The sequence below is a fragment of the Shewanella sp. 4t3-1-2LB genome, assembly GCF_017368415.1.
GTDB classification, from domain to species: domain Bacteria; phylum Pseudomonadota; class Gammaproteobacteria; order Enterobacterales; family Shewanellaceae; genus Shewanella; species Shewanella fodinae.
In genome coordinates, this window is the sequence record NZ_JAFNJD010000003.1 from 28,002 (window position 1) to 45,324 (window position 17,323).

Consider the following 17,323-nt stretch of genomic DNA (forward strand, 5'->3'; position numbering starts at 1 on the left):
CACTATGATTGGTGAAAGTCGCTATTCCTGATGGCTTCTGCGATAATCCGCGGCAGATTTTTTAGTTAACTCAGCGTTATCATGGCCCAGTTCTCCTTCGGAAACCAAGTACTCGATTTACAGCGTTATCCATCAGTATCGCAAACCAATTTGCAAGCGTGGGATGCCGCCGATGAACATCTCCTGCAACAATTGGCCGAAAGAACGCTACCTAACAGCATATTAATGCTAAATGATAGTTTTGGCGCCTTGTTATGTATGTTAAAAGCGCTGCATCCGTTGCTAGGCTGTTTTTGGGTGTCCGATGCGGCGACATCACATTATGGCGCCAAGCAGAATCTCAGTCTGAATCAACTCTCTACCGCCGATATTCAGTGGCTCCACCAGCCTTCAGACAACGTGGCATCAGTGCATTTGACGTTGATGAAACTGCCCAAGAATCTCAATTATTTTGCCTGGCAGCTAACACAATTTTCCAAACAATTACCTGCAGGCAGTGAGTTACTTATCGGTGCCAAAGCAAAATCGATCAATGCATCATTATTGCAAACCATCGCCCAATATTTTGGCCCAGCCACTGCCAGTCTGGCATGGAAGAAAACCCGCATCATTACTGCCATCGCCGATGGCAAGCCTCGGCCAGAGCTACTCCCAGAACAATGGACAGTGCCTGAATACAAGTTACAACTAACCAACCTGAGCAACGTTTTTGCTGCAAGTAAACTCGATATTGGGGCCCGCTTGATGCTGCAACATCTGCCACAAGGAGCGTTTCATGATGTTATTGATTTAGGATGTGGCAATGGCATTTTAGGCCTCAGAGCGGCACAACTTTACCCCCAAGCCAATATCCATTTCGTAGATGATTCTTTTCAAGCTGTCTCATCTGCCAAACAAAACTGGCAACAAAACGACGGCCATGCTGCCCAAGGGCATTTTTACTGGGATGATTGCCTGACCCATCTCCCAGAGGATATTGAAGCGGATTTAATTCTCTGTAACCCGCCGTTTCATCAAGGTGAAGCAATTACAGATCATATTGCCTGGCAGATGTTTGTCGATGCCCGCCGTCAGTTGCAACCAGGGGGCAAACTGCAGGTGGTAGGTAATCGTCATTTGGGTTATCACATCAAGTTAAAACGCCTCTTTGGTAATTGCCATACCGTTGCCAGCAATCAGAAGTTTGTCGTCCTGATAGCCATAAAGTAATCACCCACTTTGTTAACTTTTGCATTACAAACTGGTAGCATCTCCAAGTTTTTCTTCATATTCATTTGAGCGCTGAAGAAGGAGTTTCAACTATGCGTTCCTGTTTGATGATTTTTGGTTTTCTGCTACTTGTTTTATCACCATCGTCTCAGGCGCAGACGTTATATGAAAAGTACGCCTCGCTGCCCATCATGGAAAATCTAAGTATCTCGCCTGACGGCAACAAGCTCGCCGCAATATATAATGCTGCGGATGGACCACAAGTGGTACTGATGGACTTTCCCTCGGTGGAATTTACCCCCTTGGTGCAGTTGAAAAAAGCCCGTGACCGCATCGAATACGTGGTTTGGTCAGGGAACCGTTATTTGATTGTCGCCCTCAGTTATCCAGAATATAGCAGTGGTGATTACTTCCGTATCAATCGCCTATATCGTATTGACTTAAAAACCAAAGAAGCCAAGGAACTCACAGATAAACGCTTCTCCAAAAAAGACTATTACAGGTATGTCAATTTCAGACTAGTATCAGCGTTAAAAGATGACCCAGAGCATATTCTCGTCTCGGCTTATGATGAATTGGACAGAGGCATCAGTGTTTACCGCGTAAATCTGGCAGACAGTGATTTTGATAAAATCATTGTCAATAATTATAAAATTGATAGCTGGTATGCTGATAATCACGGTGTGGTGCGCCTCGGACTGCAATGGGAAAAAGATAAATCCACTGATGAACATAAGCTAACCACCTGGTATCGCAATGCTGATGGTGAGCCCATGAAAGCACTGCATACCGTGATCATTGGTAAATCTGAAACCTTTGAGGTAATGGGGCTCAGTGAAGATGGCAATAAAGCCTATGTTATGAGCGATCGCATAAATAAGCGTGAATCTTTATGGCTTTACGACATCCAGAACAACCAATTTGAACGAGAAGTGTATAGCAATCCCGAGTATGATTTGGCGGGAGCACTGACCAATAACGAAGGTGAGTTAAGCGGTGTCTTTTACTATGACGACTACCAGCGCCAACACTATTTCTCTGACAATGGTGAACAGCAAACGGCGTTAATCAAAAAACTCTTACCAGAGATGGAAAGTTTTGTCGTTGCCAGTTCACGAGACAAGCAACGCTTTATTGTCCAAGCAGAATCTACCACACAGATACCCGTTTATTTTTATGTGGATTTACGCAATAAAAAGGCGGGAGTTTGGCTTTCCAAGTACCCTCTGTTAAACCATGAAAAACTCAGCGAGCCAAAAAATATTTACTTTAAAGCCAGTGACGGTATGGCGTTACGCGGTTACCTAACAATGCCGGATAACGTCCAAAACCCGCCATTAATTGTGTTCCCTCATGGTGGCCCACATGCTCGCGACTATAAATATTTTGATCCCTTTGTGCAGTTCTTCGCAGCCAAAGGATATGCCGTATTACAAGTTAACTTTCGTGGTTCAGCAGGATTTGGTAATCCGTATGAAACTGCCGGATATTATGAATGGGGTAAACGAATGCAGCGGGACGTCGATGACGCAATGGATTACGTCCTAACTCACTTCCCTGTTGCTAAAGATAAAACCTGTATGGTGGGAGCGAGTTACGGCGGCTATGTCGCGTTGACGGAAGCTTTCCAGCAACCTACGCGCTATAAATGTTATGTCAGTATTGCTGGCATTAGCGATTTGCAAGCCGATATCGCCCATGAGAAAAAAATGCAGCTATATGTCGGCAATATTATCAAAGAAGAGACCAGCGCAGAGTTAGCAGCCCTTGGTGACGTGTCGGCCATCAATCATATTAGTAAAATCACCGCGCCAATTCTGCTCATCCACGGCACCAAAGATACACAAGTGAACTACCATCAATCCGCTGATTTTTACGATAAGGCGCGTGGTAAAATTGATGTCCAATATATCGAGTTAGAAGACACCACACATTACCTGGACGACAGTGCTGGTAGGAAAGCAACGTTTAAAGCGTTGGATGAATTTCTCAGTAAATATCTCTGATAATTAAATACTAAGGCCTGGGGAAACCAGGCCTTCTAATTTACTGAAGTGAGCGTCGTTGCCAGGCCAGCAAGCCCAACGCTAACACGCCAAGCATAGATAAACTGCCAGCGCTGACGGTTACGAGTGCGCCGCCATTATCATAATAATCCCGATCATGGCTCTGTAGCGGCAGCGCATAGAGACTATTAAGATCGTCACTGCTAACAGTGGCCACAATATCGCTGTACCCAACTTCATAGAGATCAATCAATACATCATAGTGATCGGTAGGGTATCCCGTCTCTAACGCAGTGGAAACCTGATAGCTGTCATAAGAACTATTGCCTTGCAGATAAAATATGTCCGTTGTGTATAAATGCAGCCAATCGCCACCATTGCGACTGAGATATATCTCTGCGTATACCGGCACACTTTCAGTCGGTTCAGCACCATAGACATCAGCATCAATATCCAACGAAAAGCTATGATAAAAACCATCATAGTTATCATCATCCAATAAATAAGTGGCGACATCGTAAAAGCTAAATTGATGATAATAACTATGGGCATTAAACGATGAGACATTTTGCAGCGCCTTACGGTCTACCACCGTTGCTTCTTTAGCGGCAATCACCTCGGTTCGAGTTTTCACGGGTAGATGACGGATATCGGCTTGCTGTAATCGCTCAGTCGCCTGCTGACGTAACTGCAATTCATCAGTCGCTTGCGCCATTTTGTAATCTACAGACTTAGTGGTGGTTGCAAAGCTGCTACTGTGCCAAAGGAGTAAAAAAGCTACAGAGATAATCAAACTGGCCTTTTTCATATAAGTCGCCTCTTCATAAAACTACTGTTAGCCATTAAAACGATATGAGGATGAATACAACATGAACGAAAATAGTCAGCCAGTGTTCATCTTGATTGCCGATAATCATACCTCGCGGATCGTCATACTTGATTTATCTGAAGCATAGGTATGCACGCCGGACAGGATCTTTTACACTGGTCGTATTCATCCAGACAGGATCGCAACATGAGTTTTAACAGATGTAACAATCCAAAAAAGGTCCGTCTATTCGCCAATCTGATAGTACTGTTGGGATTGTCGTTATCTAGTCCCATATTGCAGGCCAAACAACCACATAATAATCGACAGGAGCCGCAACAAACGCAGCTAGTGGTTCGCAGCGGCAATCAGGCAGCGCAGATGGTGAAAAGCCGCTATGGTGGAAAAGTGCTGAAAGTAGAAAACGCCAAAGTGGGGGGAGGCCCTGGTTATCGGGTGAAACTCCTCACTGAAAATGGTCGCATTATCTATGTTTCAGTCAACGCCAGCAACGGTCAGGTTGGTCAGTGACGGGGAGACAGCTATGCGCTTATTGTTAGTGGAAGATGACTGCGCACTGCAAGCCAACCTGAAACAACATCTGGAAGATGCGAATTTCGGTGTTGATTGTGCTGCTGACGGTGAAGATGGTTTGTTTTTAGCCAGTGAATATCCCTATGATGCCGCGATCATTGATGTTGGCTTGCCCAAGATCAATGGCATTGCATTAATCGAAGCGATGCGCAAACGGCAGCTTGATTATCCAGTATTGATCCTCACAGCACGGGATAGCTGGCAGGACAAGGTTGCGGGACTTGACGCCGGTGCCGATGATTATCTAACCAAACCATTTCATCCCCAGGAATTATTGGCGCGGGTCAAGGCGTTGATCCGCCGAGCGGCTGGCAAAGCCAGCCCATTACTGGAAAACGGGCCACTCACAATCAATACCAGCGCCGCAGAAGTCAGGCTAGGTAATCAGTTGGTCAACCTTAGCGCTTCCGAATATCGCTTGCTTGAATACCTGATGCTGCATCAAGGTGCCGTACAAGCCAAAACTGTGCTAATTGAGCACCTTTACGACCAAGACTTTGATCTTGACTCTAATGTTATTGAAGTATTTATCCGCCGCCTGCGTCGAAAATTAGATCCCGACAACGCCTTGGGATTAATAGAAACGCTAAGAGGCCAAGGGTATCGCATGAATTGTGTGGGTAAAAAGGGCAAGGAATGAGTCGCACCCGTTGGGCACAAAAGCGCTGGCACTGGTTAACAGGTTCATTGAAGGCGCGGCTGATAGCCAGTGCCATCCTGTTAAATCTGGTGTTGCTACCCTTAATAGGTATCACGCTGACAGATGCATTCCGTGTACAACTGACCGAAGCAGCCAAAGATGAACTCAGCGCCACCTTATATGGCATCCTAGCGTTAGCAGAAGTCGAGCAAGGAAAACTAGAATTACCGCAGTTGCTACAAGACAGCCAGTTTAATGTGGATCAGTCTGGGCTCTATGCCATCATTACCGATGAGGATCAGGATGAAATGCTGTGGCATTCTCAATCGTTTATCGGTCTGCCTCTGCCAAAAAATCTGCCTGCACCACCTTTAGGTGAGAGTCAATTCAGCCAAATAGTCATCAATGGTAAACCTCATTTTATCTACAGCCTAAGCGCCAGCTTCGCCTCAGCATCGCCCGGTGGTAGCGACCTACCTTTTTGTGTTCATATTCTTAAATCTACTGATGGCTTTGAGGCAACGTTACAAGAGTTTCGCCACCAACTTTGGCAGTGGCTGGCGCTGCTGATGCTGGCACTGATACTGATCCAGGGGGGCTGGTTATGGTGGACACTAAAACCTTTAGCACGTTTTCGCAGTGAATTGGCCGCAGTACAGCTTGGCCAACAACAACGATTGGGAAGCCACTATCCGGCGGAACTCGAACAGGTCGCGCAGCAACTCAACACACTGATAAGTAATGAACTGCACCAGCGCCAGCGCTATCGTAATGCCCTGGCAGACTTAGCCCATAGTCTGAAAACCCCATTAGCCATACTAAGCAGCATTAAAGCGCTACCTGCAGAAGCGCTAGAGCCCATAAACAGCATCAATGCCAACATCAGCCGACAATTAAAACGCGCGCAAGCGGCAGGCAATAGCGCTTGGCATCAGGGGATAAAAGTCCAACCAATCGCCGAGAAGCTGTTGCGAACCCTCAAAAAGATATATCAGCAGAAGGCGTTACAACTCACCGAACAGTTGGATGAGCAAGCCATATTTTTTGGTGATGAAGCAGACTTTAGCGAAATTCTTGGCAACCTGCTGGACAATGCCTTCAAGGCGGCAACTCATAACGTTATGCTCAGTATCAGCAGTGATCATCAGCGTTTGCTGATACAAATTGAAGATGATGGTCCAGGAGTTAACGACCAACAACGCGAACAGATCTTCCAGCGAGGCGTTCGCGCGGACACCTATGAACAGGGCCACGGTATCGGCCTAGCAATCGTCAAGGATCTGCTGCAAAGTTATCAAGGAAGCTGGCAAATTGACACCTCCCCGACATTGAATGGTGCCCGCTTTAGTATCATCTTGCCCCACTACCGCCAACCTCAGTAAATAAAAAATCGCTTTCAGCTTATGTTCATCTTGTGTTCTATAAGCTGTATCTCAATAAATGGAGAAACCGGCAACAATGCGGGTTTCCTGCTTGAAAGCGGAGGCAGATATGAACACTTTCAGCCAACACGCAAAACACCTAGCAACACAGTCAATATTACTGTTATTGCTGGTGCTGACCACAATAGGTTTCAGTGGTCGGGCATTCAGCGCTGATGATGGCAGCAGCAGATACTATAGCGATGCCCAATTAGCACAGATGCTGGCACCCATCGCCCTGTATCCAGACGCGCTGTTAACCCATGTACTGATCGCTAGCACCTATCCGTTGGAGGTGGTAGAAGCCCAGCGCTGGCGCAAGCAGCATCAGGATTGGAGCGACAACCAGCTTACCAATGAAGGCGCTAAACAAGGTTGGGATCCCAGCGTGGTGGCACTGTTGGCATTTCCCAATATCCTCGACAAGATGAGCCAAGATCTAAACTGGACGTCTGATTTAGGTGAAGCATTTGTCGCCGATGAAGGACGGGTGATGGACAGCATTCAGGATTTACGTCAAGCGGCTTACGCTGCGGACAGTTTGAAAAATGTCAGCCAGATCCAAGCCAAACGGGAAAATGACCGAATAATCATTGTCCCCGCAGATCCGCAAGTGATCTGGGTTCCTTACTATGATCCTCGTTTGGTATATGGCACTTGGCGCTGGAGCGCCTACCCACCGTTTTACTGGGATCCGTTTCCCGGCTATGTCATTGCGCCGCACAGCTTGTTCTACTGGCGTAACGGTGGTATCCAAATCTCCTTTAACTTCTTCTTCAGCACCTTCCGCTGGCATGAACGGACGGTATGGGTCGATTATCACCATACTCACTACCATTACGTACCCTATCGCAGTTCAATTAGCAGCGGCAGTCAACGTTGGGTGCATCGCCCCGAACATCGCCGAGGGGTACATTATCGCCATGAAAGCTTGCAGCAACGCTATGAGCCCAAATATCACAGAGACGATAATCGTTATCAGCAAGTACAGCATTCACTGCAAAATCGCCCACAACCACATGATAACAAAGGCATGAAGCGCTCTTTTGATAACAGAGAACACGGGTTAACAACTGACAATAAAAAAAATAACAATGTGCGACCAGTGGATGGCAAAAACAGGGAACACTATCAACCGCGGCCACAGCAGCAGGCAGTGAATACTCACCACCAGCAGCGCAATGACGTTGCAGCGGACAAACAGCGTCCCGATGACCACAGGTACCGCCAACAGCCGATGCCCAACGTGACAGAGAGACACCAAACGGTGCAACAGCAGCGACCACAGGTGATGCCGCAGGTGAAAACGCCGCAAACACGGATTGAACCGCCAAAATCGCAGAGTATTTCACGTGAGCAAGTGGCAGCGCAGCGACAAATGCCAAGTTATTCGCACGTTCAGCCACAGGTACATCAGCCGCAAGTACAACGAGTGGAGCGTCAAGCGCCACCAGCCCGCGCACTGCAGAACTCTGCACCGAAAACCAATAGCAATAATGGGATTAGACAGCGGGAAAATTAACGCAACAACTAGCGTCAACCAAAGGCAGTCATCCGACTGCCTTTTTTATTCCGCTGTTATAAGGCGACCTCGGCATATAAGTGCACGCCTGTCAGCTGTGCGACTTCGTCGATATAACGGCGTATATGAGGGCTAAACTCAATTCCCTTCACCATGGTTAGATTACGTAATCCAGGGAATAGCAGCACATCGTCATAACTCAATCGATTATCTAAAGACGATGGCAGACGAATATCTTCCAGCAACGGCCAACATTTATATAACCCTTCGAGATAAGTTTTGGTATTAGCCAGCGCCTCGTCAAAACTGATGCCAATGATTGCCGATTTACGTTGAGTAAACCAATCAACTGCGGCATCTGACGCAAACTCAGGTAATCCCAAACACACATCGCGGGGAAAAAGCAAACGGCTGCTACTATAGGCGGATTCGGTCAGGTAATGCTGAATAGCAGCTTGTTGGGTCGAAGGCAGCAACACCGGCTGACCATCGACATGATCCAGATAAGCCACAATATCCAAACTTTCAGCCATATAACTGCCGTCTGGCTTTTGTAATATCGGCACCTGATTAGCCCCAATTTTATCAAGTCTTGACTGCACATCATGATTTAGCAGATAGACCCATTCCACTTCCAGTTGTTTGAGTCCGGTCAGCATCATGGCTCTGACACAAAAGGGACAATGATCAAAAAGAAACAGCTTCATTGGATACTCCATGACGTCCAATTATGCACAAAAGGGCACCAGCTTAACTGAGTTTTCCCGCTAGGTCACCGTTATCACCAGATAGCAAAAAAGTCTTCTGCAATCCCCGGTTGCTGTTTTACGGACTGCTGTTGACCGGTACCATCACGGACCCAACCCTCAAACATTCCATGGTAATGGCGTCTTAACATCCGATGGCGCAAGCCCCGTTGCCGCAATTGGAAATGACCGGTAGGTGTAAACCACAAATCCAATTCTTCCCGTTCCGACCAGATACGCCAGCGCCCTTCTCGACCAGAGCGATGATCGACATTAAAATGTACCGGCGTTAACAAATGCCGAGCACCGTCCTGCCACAACACATTCTGGCAAGATCCAGTATCATTAATACCACTCGCCAAGTTCAACGCGAGCGGCGTAGAGGCATAATCGCCATTAATACAGACCCAACGCCAGTGACTTTGCCCCGCAGTGTAACCCGCCCAGAAACCATATCCCCCCCGCGTGCGCGATAACGGCTGCGGCTCATGATTGATTGCCAGTTGCCCAGAGAGTTTTAGTCCACTGTGTTGCTGCGCATAACTCCAGCCGTTGTAACCGCTGGGGCAGCACAAAGTCATAGGCAGACTCAGCGCTCCTGGGGTCAAGGTCAATTCCGCGTTAATATCCACATGCTGTAACGATAACCGCAGAATTAGCTGCCATTGTCCCTGCTCACGTTTAATGACAATGCCTTTGCCGTTGCTAATGCCCTGCCAGGGTGAATAAGCCAAGTGTCGTTTGAGCGCTATGGGGTACTGCCACCTTTGCTGAAACAACTTGCCAGAGATCTGATCAAATAGATAACAGTAGCCACTATTGCTATAACCAATATCAGTTAAGCCAACGCCAAGAAGGTAGCGACTGCTGTGGATAGAGATGAACTCCTGTTGCTTAAAGTGTAGCCGTTGTTGCCAGTGCGGCAATGGTTTGTCCAGTTCGTCAGTCAGATGAAACTGCTCCAACCCGAGTGTTTTCACCATTCCGTCAAAATGCCCAAACACCGGCATTCCCCCCATAACCAGCGACTGAGGTGCTTCCCGGGTAAACACACCACTGGCGGGATTTTTAACCGGAGTAATGTCTTCAGACCACATGAGTAATACTCTTGTTGCCATACCCTTAGCGCCACTCTACCCCGCATGAGTCAACATTAAAAGTGGTTGATTCAGCGGACTTCTGCAGCGCCAGAAATCTGTTATGCTGTTCGCCTGCCTCGATACAGATGAGTTTTTGATATGAAAAGTATTATTACTGCGCTGGCTATCGGCATGATGTTGTCGGCATGTGCCAGTAAGGGACCGGAAAAAATCGCGCTCGGACCTGAACAACCCCAAATACAGGTTCAGACCCATCAGCCAACGCCACTGACGCTGACAGCTAGCGATCTGCGCACCATTAACTATGTCGTGCGCTTTAATGATGAAAAACCGCCACGTTTGGTGGGAACCATGCAAGACATGCGAGGCCTGACCGAACAGTTTTTCCGCAAAGGATTCAACACTGCGGGTTATCAGATAGATCCGGCGAGTGCCACCACGCTTGAACTACGGCTTGAGCAGCTTCAAACAGATGTGGATGAATCGCTGCTGGGATTTGAAGCAGTCACCAATCTCGCTATCAGCGTACAGGCCAGTAATAGCAGCCATACGTTCAGCAAGCGTTATTCGGCCACCAGTCGCATGAAAGGTCCTCTCAGTGCCGATTTTGCGACATTGGAACTGGACATCAATAAACTGATGACTAAGTTATCGGCGGAAATAATTAACGACCCAGAGCTGAACCAATTTCTACAACAAAATTGACCACTGTCTGACAAGGAATATGTAATGACCCGTTGGCTTATTACTCTGTTATTGCTGTTAAGTTCACCTATGGTACTGGCGCTAGATCTGCAGCAAGACAATCTGTACCCCAAAGTGGAGTTGGATACCAGCATGGGGAAAATTGTCGTGGAGTTGGATCGTAGTCGTGCGCCGCTCACCGTTAATAATTTTCTGACCTTTGTGGTCAGAGGCGATTATAACAACACTATTTTCCACCGTATTATCAAAGATTTTGTCGTACAAGGCGGCGGTTACGATCCGCAACTCAAAACTTTGCCAGAAGATAAACCGATTTTTAACGAATCAGGAAATGGCCTGTCAAACACACTTGGCACCATAGCAATGGCGAGAGAAAATGACCCGCACACGGCAACACGTCAGTTCTATTTTAACGTAGCTGACAATACTAAATTGGATCCGTCCCCTAAACGTTGGGGTTACGCCGTTTTTGGTGAAGTTACTGCCGGGCTGGATGTATTGCAGAAAATGGCGCAAGTGCCAACCGGACCTAACGCTGCTCTGCAATGGGAAGATGTGCCGCTTAGTCCAATCATACTAAAAAAAGCGACATTACTCCCTATGCCGTGATCTGCTGTGGTATAAACAACCGCTATACTTTCAACAAAGATGATTATTGGGACTTGGATTGATGACAACGGATGACTTCATCCAGCTCAAGGCTCCGCAACTGGCTGCCTATGGAGAAGGGTTTTACCAGCAACAGATCCCCTTAACAGAGTTACGTCTGTACCTATGGGACACCCTCGAAGAATGGTTTGTGCTCGGCAACAACGGTGAAGCCCAATCAGATCTTGAACGAGTATTTTGGTTTTTGCTGTACAGTTTTGAAAAATGGCCGGAGTGGGCGTTGCTAGGCAATCAATATCTGCGTCAACAGTTACGTCAATGCTGTGCTTTCCTCGCTGGAAAGGGAAGCTTCCCTGATGGCTGTTCAGGTGTGCGTCCAGCAGCAAAAATCACGTAAGTAATACCGCTTTAATGCGGAACACCAACAATTGTGCGGTGCTAGCTTGCAGTCACTGACGCAGACTTTTAAGCTAGTGCCTTCATTTCCCAGTCGTATAGTCATGTCTATTAGCCGCTTATCCACGCTCAAAAAGACGTTTGCCATCTATCTGCACCGCCGGGTGTTGATAATGTTGTTGCTGGGATTTTCCTCCGGGCTACCGCTGATGCTGGTATTTTCCACCTTATCCTTCTGGCTCAGAGAAGCCGGTGTTGATCGGGCAGAAATCGGCTATTTCAGTTGGATAGCATTAATGTATGCGTTCAAATGGGCCTGGGCACCACTCGTGGACCGACTACAGTTACCGCTGCTTAGCCAGTGGTTTGGCCGTCGGCGCGGCTGGATGATTTTCTCACAGCTGCTGCTGATCTTGGCAATTCTTGGTATGGCCAGCAGCGACCCACGTAGCGATCTGACGCATCTGGCACTATGTGCATTAGCGGTGGCATTTGCCTCTGCAACTCAGGATATTGTCATTGATGCTTTTCGCATAGAATCAGCACCGGAGGGGATGCAGGCCGCGTTAGCTGCGGCCTATCAAGTGGGCTATCGCAGTGCCATGATCATTGCCACTGCAGGCGCGTTGACGATTGCCGCCTGGGTGTCACCGACGCCGGAAAGTTATGATCTCAACAGTTGGCAAACGTCTTACCTGATAATGGCGGGGCTAATAGCGATCGGCTTGGTGACCAGTTTTTTTGCCAGTGAGCCGCAAGTCGATGTACGCCAAGCCTGCGGTGATGAGATCCGCATGAAACAACATCTGCGCCAACAGCATTCACGGCCGATTGCCGGGCTACTGGCTTGGTTATATGCCGCAGTAGCGCTGCCATTTATTGATTTTTTCAAGCGTTATGGTCGCCACGCGATTATTATCCTGCTGCTCATTTCCTGCTACCGCATCTCCGATATTGTGATGGGGATTATGGCCAATGTGTTTTACGTCGATATGGGCTTTTCCAAGGAAGAAATCGCCACGTTGAGCAAGATATATGGACTGATCATGACACTGGTGGGTTCTGGCGTTGGTGGCTTACTGGTAGCGCGTTATGGCACCATGAAAATTCTTTATGTCGGCGCATTTCTGGTGGCCGTTACTAACTTGCTATTCGCCCTACAAGCATATGTGGGTTATAACGTGCCGTTGCTGACAGTGGCGATCTCCGCCGATAACTTCAGTGGCGGATTAGCCACTGCCGCATTTATTGCCTATCTGTCGAGCCTGACGGGGACAGGCTACAGCGCCACACAATACGCGCTGCTGTCGTCAATTATGCTGTTATTCCCGAAATTTGTAGCGGGTTTTTCTGGGGAGTGGGTTAATGCCTTCGGCTATGTGAATTTCTTCATCAGTGCCAGTATCATCGGATTGCCGGTGCTGTTACTGGTGAAACTGGCAGATCGCCAACCACCAGCCTCAGCGGAAATTAGCACAGCCCCAGTAAAACAACCGGAGGATTAATCACGGAAGTTGTTAAACTGAAACGGTTGACCCAGTTCGGCATTACGCGCCAGCGCCATGACTGCCTGTAAGTCATCGCGTTTTTTACCGGTAACCCGCACAGAGTCGCCCTGGATCTGCGCCTGCACTTTCAGCTTGCTGTCTTTAATCAGCTTTACCAGCTTTTTAGCGGTTTCCGTTTCAATGCCCTGCTTAAAACGCACTTTCATTGCAAAGCTTTTACCGGTGTGAACGATTTTCTCATCCACTTCCATCGCTTTGGGATCTACATTGCGCTTACTCAACTGCGTGCGCAGAATGTCCACCATCTGTTTACACTGGAAATCCGATTCAGATGACAACGTCACCACAAAATCTTTCAGTTCAACATCATATTCCACGCCACGAAAATCAAAGCGAGTATCCAGTTCCCGCCGACTATTATCTACCGCATTACGCAGTTCTACGGCATTTACTTCCGACACAATATCAAATGAAGGCATAATCTCGTCTTATTCCTGTCCTAATTCTGCCCCTTAGTTTACTGCATGTTGAAGATCAGCTGAACTGATGTGCGGTTACGAGTGACAGCCTAAGGGGCTTTTGCATATCATGAATAGCAGATTTCCCTGACATCGATGTGAATGTGATTAAACGACAGCTAGTTTTTCGTATCGCCTTATTGGCTGCAGTATTGCTAGTCAGTTATCTGGTATTCTCCAAACCCAGCTATCCACAGAATATTCCTAACCTCGACAAGGTCGGCCATATCGGTAGCTTTTTCATGCTGGCATGGCTAGCGTATCAGGCGTACCGCCCACGCTGGTACTGGATTGTACTAGAACTGGCGTTTTACGGCATGCTTATCGAAGTTGTGCAGTCTTTTCTGCCTTATCGCAGTGCCGACGTGAAGGACTTTATGGCGGATATGGCAGGCGTAGCACTGTTTTATTTACTGCTTGGCGTCTGGCATCGAGTGCGGCGGCCCAAACGCGTTGGCGAGCACCGCCAATGACCATCGCGATTCTCGGCGCGGGCGCTATCGGCCAATTGCTGGCGCATCAACTGGCAAGCAGCAGTTGTCAGCCACTATTGATCGTGCGTCCAGACAAGTGCTGCCAACCATTGCAAAAATTCACGTTAGAGACCAGGAACGGTAGTTATTGTCGTATGTTCCCTTGTCTAGCCATTGACGCTGCAGCCACCGAGTTCAGCAATATTAGTTTACTGATCGTAACGTTAAAGGCATACCAAGTTGTCAATACGTTATCGGCATTGCTGCCAAAGCTGTCGCAACACTGTCAACTGCTGCTACTACATAATGGCCTTGGCCCTCATCGCCAGTTAATACCACTGTTAGCGGGGCGAGGTCTGTCGCTGGGCACCACCAGCCAAGGAGCTTTGCGGATAGGTGAACGCCAGATACGCCATACCGGTAGCGGCATTACTCAGTTAGGCGATATCACTGGGCCTGCAATGCCCAAAAAACTGCAGTCACAGTTATTGCAGGCGATTCCTGACAGTGAATGGTGTGATGATATTATGCCAGCGTTATGGGGCAAACTGGCCGTCAATGCGGCGATTAACCCACTAACAGCCATTGATAATATCCCCAATGGGGCTCTGGCAGAAAAGCATTACCAACAGCAGATCCAGACGGTGATTGCCGAATTGGTCAAGATTGCAAAATTTGAAGGTTTAAGCCTCGACAACGATGCTTTACTGCAACGGGTGAATCAGGTGATTAGCCTTACCGCTACCAATTATTCCTCCATGCAGCAAGACATACAACACCAGCGTCTGACGGAGATCGACGCGATTAACGGTTATCTATTACAACTGGCGCAGCAACATGATGTTGAACTTCCCGTTAATCAATCATTAGTAGCCCAGGTGAAGCGCTTACAAACTCAGCTAATACGTTGTAGCCATTGACCGCAAGCCCAAGCAACAAAATTCGCCCAGGCATAGCCAAAAACCGCAATCAGCAGTGCCAATGGCACCAACCCTTTGTTATAGGCACTTGCAACCACTGGAGCAGAAGCCGCCCCACCCAAGTTACACTGACTGGCTATCGCCATGTAACCAAATGGCAACCGCAAATACCAGGTAGCTAATAGCATTACCGCTATGTGGATCAGCAACCAGATTGCGCCGATCACAAAAAACCAAGGTAACTGCAGCAACATGGCGATATTCATCTTCAGCCCCATAATTGCCAGCATCAGATACAGGCAAACTGAACCTATCTTATCGGCACCATAGACCGCCAATTTTCTCGCCGGACTCAAAGACAACAATACGCTGCCGGTTGTAAGAATCACCATCCGCCACAGAAAAGGCAAATGCAGCTGATACTGGCTGGCACCAGGCCAGAATGAGGCACACCATTGTGCTAGAAACCCAGAAATAGCGTGAGCCAATCCACCAAGACATAACGGCATACACAGCAACAACATCAAATGCCGTAAATCAGCTACACGTTCGGTTTCTTGTTCGGCACTAGTGACTGGGATGATTGAAGCGCTCCGCAACCAGCGATTAATTTGTGTTTCATGGGGTGCCAACAAAAGCAGTAATGACATCCATATTCCAGACAGCAACACATTGACGGTCACAAACACACCAAAAATATCATCGCCAACATGAAATAGCTGTTTGATAGCCAGTTGATTGGCGGTACCGCCGACCCAGTTACCCGCCAAGGTTGCCATGCCTCGCCACAAACTGTTATCGCCCTGCTCCAGCAACATTTCTGGCCGAAAATGAGTCACCGCCAGCAACGCCAGAGGACCACCAATAAAAACACCAACACTGCCAATAAAGAATAACAACAGCAACTTACCGCCACTGCTAAATACTGCACGGATATTCAAGCCCAACAGCAACAGGCAAAGACAGGCAGGCATCAAGTAATCTTGCACCAGTATAAACAGATGGGAGTCGGGGATCTGGATAAGGTGGAAAGTATTAAGCAGTGACGGCAAAAAATAGCAGGCAACCATCACCGGTATCAGCTTATATAGCGCGATAAAAAACCGATTTTTTAGCCCGGCGGTATAAAAGATACCACCGAGGAAGAGACATAACACGCCAAACAGCTGGAAATCGTTGGTGATCTTTAGCATAAATGACGCAGCGCATTGCAATTGTCGCTGGCAAACTCCCTAAAGTTACAACAAGCGGGAGATAGCGCTTCATCTGCACGGTATATCATCCAGTAATTGCGCTCAAAATCCCAACCGGGGGCCGATAATTCGACTAAGTCAGCACGCTCCAACTCGGCGTCTATAGACATATAAGGCAACACACTGACTCCATAGCCACTAGCGGTGGCACGTTTGATAGCGCCAAGTGTCGTCATCGTAATGTTTTGTGAAGGGACAATCCCACAACTGTGCAGCAGTTGAATAGCGCGCACCCGCGAAACTGTGGCAGACTCATCCAGATACCAGACCTGCTGAGATAAAAGTTCGGTAGTGATGGGTTGTTGTGCCAATGGATTATCCGCCCCGCACACAATGCAAATGCGATCCCTTAGCCACATGTCACTGCAAACAGACGCTAAACTGGGCTTAGCATCCACAAAGGCCAGATCCACTTCCCGTTCGACCAGCATCCGCTCAATACTATTGGAGTCGTTGATCACCAGCCGCAATTGCGTCGCCGGAAAGCGCATATGAAACAGCGGCAACATACGCGATAGCACATAGTTACCCGCTGTCTTACAAGCCCCAATCGTGACACTGCCAACAACACCAGACGCCGAAGCGGAGAAAACCTGCTCCAATTGCTCACCCGTTGTTAGCATCTCATTGGCATAAGGTAACAACAGCTCCCCTTGCCTGTTCAGCTGTAAACCACTACAGGTGCGTTCAAATAAGCGGCTTTCCAATATACTTTCCAGCTCTTTTAGCGCCATACTCACCGCAGGCACCGACATATGCAGTTGTTTTGCCGCTTTAGAGATCTGCCCCTCTTGTTGAATGGTCTTAAAAACCAGCAACTGTTTTAAGGTGACTTTCATTAATCAGTTCCACTTGTGCTTGTCAGCAGAGCCTAGCATTTACTCTGCCGACAAAC

18 protein-coding genes are annotated in these 17,323 nt (G+C 47.9%); 12 read left to right on the forward strand and 6 right to left on the reverse strand.

What is annotated here, in order from left to right; translation table 11 throughout:
- Positions 1 to 81 precede the first annotated feature (81 nt).
- Positions 82 to 1,209: a methyltransferase gene (locus tag J3L11_RS02320; protein ID WP_207569882.1), complete on the forward strand. Its 1,128-nt coding sequence runs from the start codon at positions 82 to 84 to the stop codon at positions 1,207 to 1,209.
- Positions 1,210 to 1,301: 92 nt separating this feature from the next.
- Positions 1,302 to 3,215, forward strand: coding sequence for an alpha/beta fold hydrolase (locus J3L11_RS02325; RefSeq protein WP_207569883.1), 1,914 nt, complete (start codon positions 1,302 to 1,304; stop codon positions 3,213 to 3,215).
- A 40-nt stretch (positions 3,216 to 3,255) separates the two neighbouring features.
- Here the strand turns inward: J3L11_RS02325 and J3L11_RS02330 are convergent, their stop codons facing one another.
- Positions 3,256 to 4,023 carry a choice-of-anchor H family protein gene (locus J3L11_RS02330; RefSeq protein ID WP_207569884.1) on the reverse strand — a complete coding sequence of 256 codons (768 nt, stop codon included), beginning with the start codon at positions 4,021 to 4,023 and terminating at the stop codon, positions 3,256 to 3,258.
- A 207-nt stretch (positions 4,024 to 4,230) separates the two neighbouring features.
- Between J3L11_RS02330 and J3L11_RS02335 the strand changes: the two genes are divergently transcribed.
- The 4 genes from J3L11_RS02335 to J3L11_RS02350 all read left to right on the forward strand — a co-directional run bounded on the left by J3L11_RS02335 (position 4,231) and on the right by J3L11_RS02350 (position 8,200).
- Positions 4,231 to 4,554 (forward strand): PepSY domain-containing protein, encoded by a 324-nt coding sequence (locus tag J3L11_RS02335; RefSeq protein ID WP_242695049.1) that lies wholly within the window; start codon positions 4,231 to 4,233, stop codon positions 4,552 to 4,554.
- Positions 4,555 to 4,567: 13 nt separating this feature from the next.
- Positions 4,568 to 5,257: a response regulator transcription factor gene (locus J3L11_RS02340; protein WP_207569885.1), complete on the forward strand. Its 690-nt coding sequence runs from the start codon at positions 4,568 to 4,570 to the stop codon at positions 5,255 to 5,257.
- The gene (locus J3L11_RS02345) at positions 5,254 to 6,639 is read left to right on the forward strand and encodes an ATP-binding protein (RefSeq protein WP_207569886.1); all 1,386 of its coding nucleotides are present in this window, start codon (positions 5,254 to 5,256) and stop codon (positions 6,637 to 6,639) included. The genes J3L11_RS02340 and J3L11_RS02345 overlap by 4 nt, the downstream gene beginning before the upstream one ends.
- 109 nt (positions 6,640 to 6,748) lie before the next feature.
- Positions 6,749 to 8,200, forward strand: a complete 1,452-nt coding sequence (locus tag J3L11_RS02350) for a DUF3300 domain-containing protein (protein ID WP_207569887.1) — start codon at positions 6,749 to 6,751, stop codon at positions 8,198 to 8,200.
- 56 nt (positions 8,201 to 8,256) lie between these two features.
- On the opposite strand, the gene grxB is transcribed toward J3L11_RS02350, so the two are convergent.
- Complete coding sequence (grxB, locus tag J3L11_RS02355; RefSeq protein WP_242695050.1) at positions 8,257 to 8,907, reverse strand: glutaredoxin 2; 651 nt, start codon at positions 8,905 to 8,907, stop codon at positions 8,257 to 8,259.
- 74 nt (positions 8,908 to 8,981) lie between these two features.
- Positions 8,982 to 10,064, reverse strand: coding sequence for a DUF2804 family protein (locus J3L11_RS02360; RefSeq protein WP_207569889.1), 1,083 nt, complete (start codon positions 10,062 to 10,064; stop codon positions 8,982 to 8,984).
- A 120-nt stretch (positions 10,065 to 10,184) separates the two neighbouring features.
- On the opposite strand from J3L11_RS02360, the gene J3L11_RS02365 reads away from it, so the two are divergent.
- The 4 genes from J3L11_RS02365 to J3L11_RS02380 all read left to right on the forward strand — a co-directional run bounded on the left by J3L11_RS02365 (position 10,185) and on the right by J3L11_RS02380 (position 13,261).
- Complete coding sequence (locus J3L11_RS02365) at positions 10,185 to 10,751, forward strand: YajG family lipoprotein (RefSeq protein ID WP_189618109.1); 567 nt, start codon at positions 10,185 to 10,187, stop codon at positions 10,749 to 10,751.
- 24 nt (positions 10,752 to 10,775) lie between these two features.
- Complete coding sequence (locus tag J3L11_RS02370; RefSeq protein WP_207569890.1) at positions 10,776 to 11,360, forward strand: peptidylprolyl isomerase; 585 nt, start codon at positions 10,776 to 10,778, stop codon at positions 11,358 to 11,360.
- Between the two features lie 61 nt (positions 11,361 to 11,421).
- Positions 11,422 to 11,757: a hypothetical protein gene (locus tag J3L11_RS02375; protein WP_133040524.1), complete on the forward strand. Its 336-nt coding sequence runs from the start codon at positions 11,422 to 11,424 to the stop codon at positions 11,755 to 11,757.
- A 103-nt stretch (positions 11,758 to 11,860) separates the two neighbouring features.
- A complete protein-coding gene (locus J3L11_RS02380) occupies positions 11,861 to 13,261 on the forward strand; it encodes an MFS transporter (RefSeq protein ID WP_207569891.1) in 1,401 nt (466 codons plus the stop codon).
- Here J3L11_RS02380 and J3L11_RS02385 read toward each other — a convergent pair.
- Positions 13,258 to 13,743 carry a YajQ family cyclic di-GMP-binding protein gene (locus J3L11_RS02385; RefSeq protein WP_189618106.1) on the reverse strand — a complete coding sequence of 162 codons (486 nt, stop codon included), beginning with the start codon at positions 13,741 to 13,743 and terminating at the stop codon, positions 13,258 to 13,260. The genes J3L11_RS02380 and J3L11_RS02385 overlap by 4 nt on opposite strands.
- 143 nt (positions 13,744 to 13,886) lie before the next feature.
- On the opposite strand from J3L11_RS02385, the gene J3L11_RS02390 reads away from it, so the two are divergent.
- Entirely contained in the window at positions 13,887 to 14,255 is a 369-nt protein-coding gene (locus J3L11_RS02390) for a VanZ family protein (protein ID WP_207569940.1), read from the forward strand.
- The gene (locus J3L11_RS02395) at positions 14,252 to 15,175 is read left to right on the forward strand and encodes a 2-dehydropantoate 2-reductase (RefSeq protein WP_207569892.1); all 924 of its coding nucleotides are present in this window, start codon (positions 14,252 to 14,254) and stop codon (positions 15,173 to 15,175) included. Before J3L11_RS02390 ends, J3L11_RS02395 begins: the two co-directional genes overlap by 4 nt.
- Here J3L11_RS02395 and J3L11_RS02400 read toward each other — a convergent pair.
- Complete coding sequence (locus J3L11_RS02400; protein ID WP_207569893.1) at positions 15,151 to 16,368, reverse strand: DUF819 family protein; 1,218 nt, start codon at positions 16,366 to 16,368, stop codon at positions 15,151 to 15,153. The two genes, J3L11_RS02395 and J3L11_RS02400, sit on opposite strands and share 25 nt — an antisense overlap.
- Entirely contained in the window at positions 16,362 to 17,267 is a 906-nt protein-coding gene (locus tag J3L11_RS02405) for a LysR family transcriptional regulator (protein WP_207569894.1), read from the reverse strand. The genes J3L11_RS02400 and J3L11_RS02405 overlap by 7 nt, the downstream gene beginning before the upstream one ends.
- Positions 17,268 to 17,323: the final 56 nt, after the last annotated feature.

Coding starts and splice junctions, on each gene's coding strand:
- J3L11_RS02320 (WP_207569882.1), top strand. CDS start 82: ATGGCCCAGTTCTCCTTCGGAAACCAAGTACTCGATTTACAGCGTTAT.
- J3L11_RS02325 (WP_207569883.1), top strand. CDS start 1,302: ATGCGTTCCTGTTTGATGATTTTTGGTTTTCTGCTACTTGTTTTATCA.
- J3L11_RS02330 (WP_207569884.1), bottom strand. CDS start 4,023: ATGAAAAAGGCCAGTTTGATTATCTCTGTAGCTTTTTTACTCCTTTGG.
- J3L11_RS02335 (WP_242695049.1), top strand. CDS start 4,231: ATGAGTTTTAACAGATGTAACAATCCAAAAAAGGTCCGTCTATTCGCC.
- J3L11_RS02340 (WP_207569885.1), top strand. CDS start 4,568: ATGCGCTTATTGTTAGTGGAAGATGACTGCGCACTGCAAGCCAACCTG.
- J3L11_RS02345 (WP_207569886.1), top strand. CDS start 5,254: ATGAGTCGCACCCGTTGGGCACAAAAGCGCTGGCACTGGTTAACAGGT.
- J3L11_RS02350 (WP_207569887.1), top strand. CDS start 6,749: ATGAACACTTTCAGCCAACACGCAAAACACCTAGCAACACAGTCAATA.
- grxB (WP_242695050.1), bottom strand. CDS start 8,907: ATGAAGCTGTTTCTTTTTGATCATTGTCCCTTTTGTGTCAGAGCCATG.
- J3L11_RS02360 (WP_207569889.1), bottom strand. CDS start 10,064: ATGGCAACAAGAGTATTACTCATGTGGTCTGAAGACATTACTCCGGTT.
- J3L11_RS02365 (WP_189618109.1), top strand. CDS start 10,185: ATGAAAAGTATTATTACTGCGCTGGCTATCGGCATGATGTTGTCGGCA.
- J3L11_RS02370 (WP_207569890.1), top strand. CDS start 10,776: ATGACCCGTTGGCTTATTACTCTGTTATTGCTGTTAAGTTCACCTATG.
- J3L11_RS02375 (WP_133040524.1), top strand. CDS start 11,422: ATGACAACGGATGACTTCATCCAGCTCAAGGCTCCGCAACTGGCTGCC.
- J3L11_RS02380 (WP_207569891.1), top strand. CDS start 11,861: ATGTCTATTAGCCGCTTATCCACGCTCAAAAAGACGTTTGCCATCTAT.
- J3L11_RS02385 (WP_189618106.1), bottom strand. CDS start 13,743: ATGCCTTCATTTGATATTGTGTCGGAAGTAAATGCCGTAGAACTGCGT.
- J3L11_RS02395 (WP_207569892.1), top strand. CDS start 14,252: ATGACCATCGCGATTCTCGGCGCGGGCGCTATCGGCCAATTGCTGGCG.
- J3L11_RS02400 (WP_207569893.1), bottom strand. CDS start 16,368: ATGCTAAAGATCACCAACGATTTCCAGCTGTTTGGCGTGTTATGTCTC.
- J3L11_RS02405 (WP_207569894.1), bottom strand. CDS start 17,267: ATGAAAGTCACCTTAAAACAGTTGCTGGTTTTTAAGACCATTCAACAA.